Source organism: Winogradskyella bathintestinalis (assembly GCF_030407435.1).
GTDB classification, from domain to species: domain Bacteria; phylum Bacteroidota; class Bacteroidia; order Flavobacteriales; family Flavobacteriaceae; genus Winogradskyella; species Winogradskyella bathintestinalis.
In genome coordinates this window covers 1-925 of the sequence record NZ_JASDDK010000029.1, presented here as the reverse complement: position 1 = coordinate 925, position 925 = coordinate 1, and the positions used below count along the sequence as shown (strand labels likewise).

Annotated in this window: 1 protein-coding gene; it reads left to right on the top strand. The window is 29.5% G+C overall.

Annotated elements, in window-relative coordinates; translation table 11 throughout:
- Positions 1–28 precede the first annotated feature (28 nt).
- On the top strand, positions 29–727 hold the full coding sequence (locus QMA06_RS16410) for a YARHG domain-containing protein (RefSeq protein ID WP_290207997.1): 699 nt from the start codon (positions 29–31) through the stop codon (positions 725–727).
- Positions 728–925: the final 198 nt, after the last annotated feature.

The window sequence follows — 925 nt, the reverse complement described above, 5'->3', positions numbered from 1 at the left end:
ACCGTTGTAAGCCATTTTGAAAAAAAGTATGAGAATATTAATAATCCTATTATTTACTTCAAATTTAACTTTTGCCCAATATTGGGGAGGACAAGAAATTAATGAATCTGATTTAACCGATTGGCTACCAAAATTTGAAATTGAATATGCTGGGACTTATCATTTCGGAGAAAGTGAAAGCGAATCTGATTTTCAATTATTTTTTTCAGGAGATTGTATCATTGGACAAGTTCAGAATGGATATTGGGAAGAAAATACTGGAATTTGGAAAAGTAATTACATAACATTAACGAACATATCGATAGATAAAAAAGGAAAGTTTACTAGTGACCAACATTCTGGACAATTTATTAGGTACAAAATGGAATCAGGTGAATATGTTAAAGGACTGAGAATTAATAACCCTTGGACTAGTTGGATTAGTGATAGTGAATTTGAAATTGGAACTAGAACCAAAATCAAATTTGAAGACATTTATTATGGAAAGTATAGTAAAGCTTCTTCTAGGAAATTAAACATTGACGAATTAAATCAAATGAGTTCGAAAGATTTGAAATTAATGAGAAATGAAATTTTTGCTAGATATGGTTATACTTTTAAAAAAGGAGGAGAAATGGACAAATATTTCAGAAAGCAAAAATGGTATAGAGCTCAACACGAAAAGGTTGAACAGTATTTGACAGAAATTGAACTTTATAATATCGAATTGATTAAGAAATCCGAATAAAAACGGCTTACAACACGGTGTATAAAACATAGCTAATAAGTGTTAAATCGAAAGTTTGTGTTTTATTTACAAAGACCGCCAAATTTTTAATTTGGCTTTAAAACTGAAAAGTTAAATCAAAATATAAAAATTCGGCTCTGTGTTAATCCGAAAAGTTAGTGTCTTTTTACACGCTACGTTTCATACACAAACCGTTGT